Raw genomic sequence first — 8247 nt, 5'->3', positions numbered from 1 at the left:
GATCCACCCTCCCAAGCTCCTCCGGGGGATCGCCGGCCCTAGCCATCACAGTCCCCCCGTACTCCCCTCCCTTGATAGCCAAGATTATGAGCTCCTTGAAACCGCTGTCCAACGAGAAGGAGCTTTCGGAGTTCTCCACCAGGACCCTGAGGTCGTACCTCTCCAGGAGGAGGTCCTTGAACCCCCTGCCGTATATCGTGTAGAAGGTGGAGGCCGGTAGGACAGCGCCCAGGAAGCCGCCCTCCCTGAGCATGTGATCGACCAGGAACATTGATAGGACCTGGAGGCTCACCTCCCTCCTGGCGATGTAGCCGGAGTAGCCGAGTCCCTCCACCAACCTGAGCAGCCTCTCCCTGTATCCCTTAGGGAGGAGCCTCCACCTGGTGAAGGGCGGGTTCGTGACGATCACGTCGGCTTTAGGGAATTGGGATGAGAGGGGACTTGTTATAAGCGAGAAGGCATCTCCAACCGCTATCTTAACCTTTGAAACTCCCAAGATTGTCACGAGGGAGGTGAGGGCCACTAGGGCGGGCAGAGGGAGTGGCTCCACTCCCCAGGCCAGGGCGACCCTCCCCTCCCCAATCCTCTCGACGGTCCTCGAGAGCAGCCTGCCAGAGCCCATGAACGGATCGGCCACTATCGAATTTGGAGCCGCGAACTCGGAGGCGCTTGAGGAGATCACCTCTATCCCCTCATCCACCGTGTAGTAAACGGCATATCTCTTCCTCTCAACCTCACTGAGAGTCTTCTGGACCTCGATCTGGCACTCATCTAGGGAGAGGAACTCCGCCAGCTCCCCCCTCTCCGGGAACTCCGCCACAATCTCCGGAAGGGGTTCCAATTCCCTCAGGCCATCATACCCCACCGTATCGGCGAGGATGGAGAGACACGTGAGGAATATCCTCCTAGCCAACCCCCTCATCTCCGAGGCCCTCAGGGGCCTGGCCTTGACGTCCATCATCCCGCTCCCTCCCCTAGGGTTCAACTTAAGGGTTTAATTTACGCCGGGCATGAGGAGTGCTTTGACGTTCGGTGACTTCTCGACTGAAGCCAGGGAAGAGCGCGGCGTGAACCTGCGATCGAGGGCACCCTCATGGAGTGAGGAAGGGGGAAGAGAAGCAGGAAGCTAAGGTGGATGGGATGCGGTCTAGATAGCGTACCCGACGATAAGGAGAGGGTACCAACATCCATCACCCTAGCGGATCTCCCTCAGAGGGACAGACTCACATATTCAGAGCAACCAGATCCTAGGAACGCGTGGCAGCTCCTATCGACGTCCACAATCCTCCTCAACTTCCTGCCGACCTAGGAGGTGAACTCCCTGATGAACTCCTCCGGGTCCTTGCTGGGCCTAATGATCGTTCTTTTCCCCTAACCTCCATCACGATCCCGATCCATAGTGATATCGTCATCAGTCGGGCACCACTTCCAAACCGACGGCCTTGGCTGTCCTCCTCGGCCCTCGGTCGAAGGTCGCCAGGACGGCACCGTAACGCATGGCTGTGAAGAGGATCAGGAGGTCGTTCAGGTCGCGGACCGGCTTCTCCTTCAACAGCTCGAGGGCATCCAGAACGGCGTCTCTCGGCTCGGCGACGTATCTAATCTTGCGATCGCTCAGGTACTCGTCGATCACTTCAGCAGGAGGGAGAATGTCCTCAAGCACCTGAGGAGGAACCCTAGGGAGTTCATCCAAGCTTTCTTCGACTGTGAGGCTTCCCCCAGCGGTATAGTCAACGCCCTAGGGTACTTTCAGGGGTTCATAGTTGTGAGCAACACAGATCTGGACCTCCTCAAGACCATAAGACGAGAACTGGTAGATCTCGGGATATCGCCCTCGAAGATATCCCTAGCCTATAGGAGGGGCAGGGTGTTCATATCCTCCAAAGGGAGAGTCGAGGCGAGGAAGGACTGCTACCGCTTCAACATAAGGGGGTTGGAGAACCTCAGGAGATTTCGGGAGAAAATAGGTTTCATTGTTGAGAGGAAGAGGAGAAAGCTCGATGACATTATAGATGTCCTTCAAGCCACGAGGGATACATTGAGCGCGGCTATCGAGTGGATTCGTCGCTATGAGTACAAGAGAGGGCTCGGTCGCGAGAGATGGTTCCCAAGGGAGAGAATTCTAGGGCTGGAGGAGGCTTGGGAATACTACGAAAGGTTTCTCAGAAGAAAGGATGTTTGACAGAGCGGCGGGATTATCTGCCTGTATCTCCTTCATCATCTGTCGGGAAAATTGCCATACTGTATAAATCTTTTGGAGAAGTGAAGAAATCTGTTAAAAACCTTGGTAGCGGGGGGAGGATTCGAACCTCCGACCTCCGGGTTATGAGCCCGGCGGGCTACCAGGCTGCCCCACCCCGCTGCTTCGACCCCCCCGTGATCGGCTGAATTTCTCCTATTTAAAGATTTCTTACCGTGAGAAGGCCCGTAAGCTATTCCATCTTGGGAGAAAAGCTCATCTGAGGACCAGCCTTGGTGATCCCCCGCGCGTTCGAGTGCGCCTTGGACTGTGCGCCTCACCAACCCCAACGCGGAGTCGCTTGAAACTTTCGAAGCATTACCTTGAGCAGCGGGAGTGAACGCCATCCATTCCTTCAACCCCAAACTTAGGCGGGGATCCGAGATCTCCTCAGTGGATGTAGAGGAACGATCAAGGCGATCCTGAGGAGGGAGCGCTTCAACGTACCATATTCACATTCCTCGAGCCTCCCCATCACGATGTCTCGGAGCTTCACGGCTCGAATATTCATCCCTGTTCCTTCAGAGCGGATCTCACCGTGGTGGAGAAATCTGGCGCTAAAGAGATCGAAGCTGGAATCTTCAAAGGGCATATTGCCTGCTTTCATGATCGGGAACTTGAGCCTATTGAGCAGCTGGTCTCAGCATCCCCTCGGCCAGCCCCATCGTAACCAAAGATAAATCCCCCGACGACCTCTGCGCTGGGAGGAGCCTCAAGACCTCCATGGGGAGCGAGTCCACCGCATCCGAGATCGCTCAGCTCTCGATCTCCTAGGCCGCATCCTTGGTAAAAGACCTGTGGAAGCGCTAATGGCGCGGCTCCTGAAGGCGCTACAGAGTCGGTGGCTGGAGAGGAGATCCCGGGGGATCGGACTCTCGGATGTGAAGGTATACCATCAATTTGGTTGCGGAAGGGCAGTAAAATTTTACGATCCGACCCCTCATGGTTCAGGTAGGATGAGGCCAACCGTTAGAGGATATGCGAATGTTAAATCAATCGGCCGTGATAATGAGTGATTCACTGAGGAGCCGGGAGTGGCGGTCGCTCGGGCGCAGCAGAGGGAGGAGCGGTCTCGAGATTGAGTTCGTGAGGAGCTGGGTCAGGGAGGTTCAGGGTGCGAATCTGAAGCGCCTGATGGTACGATGGATCTAGATGTCACATAATGCCTGTCCAGCTCCCTGGTCTTGGGAAGCAGGAAGAATGCTTCCTCACCGCTCTCTGGGAGTAACTCTCAAGCGGCACCCTCATGCCTTAGCCCAAGTAGCTTCATTTTTCCTGATCATGAGGGCCTCCACCTCCATTTCAGCTGTCTGGTAGGCGTAGAAGTATGTCGCATTGTATCTTCCATGCTCATGTAGGATCTTGGCCGTCTCCAAATTACATAGGGCTTCGGAGAGTCCTCCTGGCCTCATCCCTCGCAGGAGGAGGGTATTATGACCGCATACAAAGTTTCGGTGAGGGCTCAGGAGCAAGATGATTTGAGACCCAAGGCGGGCATGGTATTGGGGGAGTTGGGGCCATAGTCCGCCTTCTGTACTGGGGGGATTGGGCTCAGCGCCTACCTCCCGCTCGCCCCAGCATCTCACAGCGGGAACCGGCTTGCACGCCGCCGGGGCCCCGTTTCACCGGTCCCCCAGGGATTCTCAGCCTCGCCGGCATCACGGTCATGTCCCTGGGGACGTGTCGTTTCTGTGGGCCTTCCCATCCCTCTCGGGATGCCTCCTTGCGGAGGGGCGGCGCTGGGGATGTGGGCGGACCTTCCCCAGCCCTACGGCCGTAACCCCCGGCCCCCTCTCCCTAGATGAGATGTATGGTGTTAGCTATAACCCTTTCGCCGGCCGAGGCGTCAGCGGAATATCCTAGAGCAGACCCTACAGGTGGCCGGATCCAACCTAGGGTAGATCGATCCGTGGAGGTCGCAGAGGAGCTTTCTTGCCATCAACTTAGAGGCTATCACGTGAATCTCCTCATCGACATTCACCCTCTCACCCCTGACTATGGACTCAGCGAGGTCCTCGACCATCTTGGAGGCTTCCCCTATCTCCTCGACCCTGAGGCCTCCCCTCTTGAGCCTGAGGTACCTTGAGATGGCGGCCGCTGAGACGCCAAGCTCCCTAGCTATCTCGAGCTCCAGCAGACCCTTCTCCCTCAGTTTGACGGAGAGGAGCCTGTAGAGGGAAGGTATTAGGTACCTGTCAGCTATGTAGAACGGGCTTCTCATTTCATAGCACCATTATCTTCTTCTTTATCTCATCTGGATTGTTAAGGACGTCCGTGAGATCCTCCACCACCTCCAGCGTGCCTAGATATCTCCCCTCCTCATCCCTCACGCCGGAGACTATGACCCTCAGGATCCTGTCCCCCAGCCTCGTCCAGAACTCCCTGTGGGGGAACTCCCCGCTCTTTATCTTGCTGACGTTCAGCATCACGTAGTTCTCCAGCCTGCGCGGATGGCAGAACCGGAGGTTCCTCCCTATTATGGTCTTGGTGCGAATGAATCCCCTCCTGAACACCGATTCGGAGTAAAACCTCACCCTGTCGTTTGCGTCGGCGAATGTCACCTCGAGGGGTAGGGACCTCATCACGCCCTCGAGCTCCCTCACGCTCACGAATCCGCTTGATAGCTCCAAGTCCCCATCCCTCCTAACCTCGTAATCATCCGGAATGAGAGATCCCATAGCAGCCCTGAACTCGGCTGGGAGCCTCTGTATCTGCTCCTCGCTCACCCTGCCATCGATCTGGCAGGGATACACGGGGTCAGCGCTGGGGAACCACTCCTCCCCCGCCTCGACGAGGTAGCCCATCTCCTTGGCCACCTCGTGCACGGCCGCCCACTCCCCCTCGGAGAGCAGGGCCCAGCAGGCCGGATAGAGTATCTTGTTCTCCCTGAAGACGAGGTCCAGGATCTCCTGTGAGACCTCCATGGCTTTGGAGCGGACCTCAGCGAGCTTCCCCTCATCCTCCCTGGCCTCGGCCAGGAGGTCCTCCAGCTCCCTAAGCTTCACCATGACCTGATCCTCCCTCCCCCAGAGAACCCTAGGAACGGCTGTTATCCCTCTCCTCTCGAGGTAGGGGAATATCAGCATCTGATTCTTCCTGTAGTGCGACCTTATCCCCTTTAAATCTCTGATCAGGCTCTCTATGGACTCCAGAGCGCTCCTTACCTCCACCCCACCGGCTCCGGACAGCGACTGGGCGTAGACGCCCAGGGCTTCGGCCAGTCTCATGATGAGCCCGTTCTCCCTCATCAGGAGGTCAACGGGATGCCCTCTGGGGACGCCCTGAAGCTCCCTGCTCGCCAGGCTCTCCCTGAAGAGGGCTACATGGAGATCACAGAGGCTCAAGATCTCCCTGACGCTTAACCCCTCCCTCACGAGCTCCTGTTCTATCAAGGGGATCTCCAGCGGAGATATCCTCAACAGGAGGTCACCGTACCTGCTCTTCAGCTCCTCCAAGTTGGCACCGCTGTGCAGCAACCTTATCACACTCTTGACGATCTCCTTCCTCTCCTCCAGAGTGGACATGCCATCACTGGGAGTAGAGGATGCACATCTTTATAAATTTACCACGTGGTAACTAAGTGAAGCTCGAGGACAAGCATGTCGCCATCCCGCGGATTTTGTCATTCATTTTTACTTTGAATATATGTTAAAAATGTTTTATTTAATCTGATACCGATAAGAAGTCATGCTACCTTCACAGGTGAGAGGGGCATGAATATATAGGGATACCGGCACTTCGTCGTGGTGATTTTTGATGGTTGACATGATCGGTCCGAAGATCGTAACAAAGGTTCCGGGCCCGAGGGGTAGGGCTATCATAGAGCGACACCACAAGGCGATGGCCACGACGACTAATGACCCGGAGTTCATGCCCCTCGTGATAGAGAGGGGGGAGGGGGTTTGGATCTGGGATGTGGACGGTAACGTTTACCTAGACTTCGCGACGGGTATAGGTGTTAACAACGTGGGGATAAGGCACCCCGAGGTCCAGAAGGCGATAGAGGAGCAGTTAGGGAAGATATGGCATGCGGCCGGTACTGATTTCTACCTTGAGAAGCAGGTGGAGCTCGCTGAGAGGCTGAACGAGATAGCCCCAGGGAGCTTCCCAAAGAAGACGTTCCTGAGCAACAGCGGGGCCGAGAGCAATGAGGCAGCCATCAAGGTGGCTAGATGGAGCACTGGGAGGAGGCTTTTCATAGGGTTCATAGGGGCCTTCCACGGCAGGACAATGGGTGCCCTGAGCCTCACCGCGAGCAAGATAACTCAGCGCTCCAGGTTCTTCCCGACGATGCCCGGGGTCTACCACGCACCCTACCCCAACCCCTATAGGAACCCCTGGCACATAGACGGCTATGAGAACCCCGAGGAGCTCGTCAGCAGGACCATAGAGTTCATAGAGGAGTACATGCTCAACAGATACGTTCCCCCTGAGGAGGTGGCTGCCTTCGTTTTCGAACCCGTGCAGGGCGAGGGAGGTTACGTGGTCCCCCCAAGGAGCTTCTTCTCGGAGCTGAAGAAGCTCGCTGACAAGCACGGGATCCTCCTGGTGGATGATGAGGTTCAGATGGGCATGGGAAGAACCGGGAAGATGTTCGCGATAGAGCACTTCGGGGTGGCCCCCGACATACTGACGCTGGCCAAGTCGCTGGGCGGTGGGATCCCGATAGGGGCCACCGTGTACAGGAGCGATCTGGACTTCGGGGTATCTGGAGCCCACAGCAACACCTTCGGGGGAAATGCCATCGCTTGCGCGGCAGCAATAGCCACAATAAACGTCGTCCAGAGGCTGCTGCCCAACGTGGCTAAGCTAGAGACGATCTTCAGGGAGAGGCTCAACGAGATGAAGGAGAAGTATGAGAAGATCGGGGACGTCAGGGGAATCGGGCTGGCCTGGGGTGTGGAGTTCGTCAGGGACAGGAGGACCAAGGAGTACGCTAGGAGTGAGAGGGATAGGATAGTGCTCGAGGCCCTGAGGAGGGGCCTTGTCATGCTCCCATGCGGGGCCAGCACGATAAGGATAATCCCGGCCCTCGTGATGACGGAGGAGCAGGCCAAGCTCGGGCTGGACATATTCGAGCAGGCGATAAGGGCCGTCCTGAGCTGACCTTTTTATTTTTGAAGTCCCAGAAGCGACCGATGATCTTGCCGGCCGAGCCCAAGCTGTTCAGCATCGGTGGGAAGTACCTCCTAGTGGCGGGCCTGAGGGGAGGGCCTCCCCCTAGGCTGAGTGGGAGCGTCGCCCTCCTGCCCAGCACCTCCTTCCACTCACTCAGGCACCTAGTGATGGCCGCCCTAAGGGCGATCAGGTCATTCCGGCACGGCGTCAACATCTCTGATAACTTCTCCTACGAGGTCGGGATCTGCCTGCTCGGGATCAGGGAGGTGTCCAAGGTCATAGAGAGGATCTCCGTTGAGAGCGATGGATACGCATTCATCTCCTGCTGCGATGAACTGGGAGAATGCCTGAGACCTCTGATCAGCCTTCTCATGATGGGATTCGAGCTTTCGGAGGTGAAGCCGGGCTACGAGCCGGAGGATCTTCCCAGCTGCACGGGCAACTCCGAGTGCCTGGCCATGGAGCGGGGGATCTTGGTGGAGCTCGAGAGGTAGGTATTATATAAGCGCCGAGGGGTTAACCGGGAGGGACCATGTCATCGGATGAGTACCTCCAGGCCAAGGCTGAGGAGATACTGGCCGAGCTGAATCAGGTCTTAGTGCAGCTGGCAAGCCTTAGATCGGAGTACAGCTCCGTGGACGAGGCTATAAAGAGGCTTGAAAAACTCCCAGATGCCGATGAGGTGTTCGAGAGGGTGGGCGTGCTCTACATAAAGAGGGACAGGGAGTCGATCCTCCTGGATCTCAAGGCGACGAGGGAGACACTGGAGGCAGCAATAAGGTCCCTCGAGAAGAGGGAGAGGGACCTCAGGGAGACCCTGAGCAGGATGACCGGCTCTACTCAAAGTAGCTGAGGAGGCTCTCCTCGAAGTTCCTCTTCATGTATCTGGG

Annotated in this window: 8 protein-coding genes, 1 tRNA gene and 1 other RNA gene; 4 read left to right on the top strand and 6 right to left on the bottom strand. The window is 56.9% G+C overall.

Translation table 11 applies throughout. From position 1 onward, the window contains the following. Positions 1 to 961: hypothetical protein (locus BA066_05665; GenBank protein RDD53211.1), on the bottom strand; the 961-nt coding region annotated here is incomplete at its 3' end. 435 nt (positions 962 to 1396) lie between these two features. Between BA066_05665 and BA066_05660 the strand changes: the two genes are divergently transcribed. Next, on the top strand, positions 1397 to 2182 hold the full coding sequence (locus BA066_05660) for a hypothetical protein (protein ID RDD53210.1): 786 nt from the start codon (positions 1397 to 1399) through the stop codon (positions 2180 to 2182). Positions 2183 to 2285: 103 nt separating this feature from the next. Here BA066_05660 and BA066_05655 read toward each other — a convergent pair. The 5 genes from BA066_05655 to BA066_05635 form a co-directional block, all read right to left on the bottom strand. After that, positions 2286 to 2362: transfer RNA gene (locus BA066_05655), tRNA-Met, on the bottom strand. 1121 nt (positions 2363 to 3483) lie between these two features. Further along, complete coding sequence (locus BA066_05650; GenBank protein RDD53209.1) at positions 3484 to 3651, bottom strand: HEPN domain-containing protein; 168 nt, start codon at positions 3649 to 3651, stop codon at positions 3484 to 3486. Between the two features lie 96 nt (positions 3652 to 3747). Next, positions 3748 to 4035: RNase P RNA component (rnpB, locus tag BA066_05645), an RNA gene on the bottom strand. Positions 4036 to 4085: 50 nt separating this feature from the next. Beyond that, positions 4086 to 4460 carry a hypothetical protein gene (locus tag BA066_05640; protein ID RDD53208.1) on the bottom strand — a complete coding sequence of 125 codons (375 nt, stop codon included), beginning with the start codon at positions 4458 to 4460 and terminating at the stop codon, positions 4086 to 4088. A 1-nt stretch (position 4461) separates the two neighbouring features. Beyond that, positions 4462 to 5763: a DUF438 domain-containing protein gene (locus BA066_05635; protein RDD53207.1), complete on the bottom strand. Its 1302-nt coding sequence runs from the start codon at positions 5761 to 5763 to the stop codon at positions 4462 to 4464. Between the two features lie 241 nt (positions 5764 to 6004). Between BA066_05635 and BA066_05630 the strand changes: the two genes are divergently transcribed. The 3 genes from BA066_05630 to BA066_05620 are packed head-to-tail and all read left to right on the top strand — an operon-like array spanning position 6005 to position 8210. Then, the gene (locus BA066_05630) at positions 6005 to 7345 is read left to right on the top strand and encodes an acetyl ornithine aminotransferase family protein (GenBank protein ID RDD53212.1); all 1341 of its coding nucleotides are present in this window, start codon (positions 6005 to 6007) and stop codon (positions 7343 to 7345) included. Between the two features lie 32 nt (positions 7346 to 7377). Continuing rightward, positions 7378 to 7851 carry a hypothetical protein gene (locus BA066_05625; GenBank protein ID RDD53206.1) on the top strand — a complete coding sequence of 158 codons (474 nt, stop codon included), beginning with the start codon at positions 7378 to 7380 and terminating at the stop codon, positions 7849 to 7851. 38 nt (positions 7852 to 7889) lie between these two features. Then, positions 7890 to 8210 carry a hypothetical protein gene (locus BA066_05620; GenBank protein ID RDD53205.1) on the top strand — a complete coding sequence of 107 codons (321 nt, stop codon included), beginning with the start codon at positions 7890 to 7892 and terminating at the stop codon, positions 8208 to 8210. Positions 8211 to 8247: the final 37 nt, after the last annotated feature.

The sequence above is a fragment of the Candidatus Korarchaeota archaeon NZ13-K genome (assembly GCA_003344655.1).
Lineage (GTDB): Archaea > Korarchaeota > Korarchaeia > Korarchaeales > Korarchaeaceae > Korarchaeum.
The sequence above is the reverse complement of the archived record's forward strand: the minus strand, read 5'-3'. Positions and strand labels throughout refer to the sequence as shown.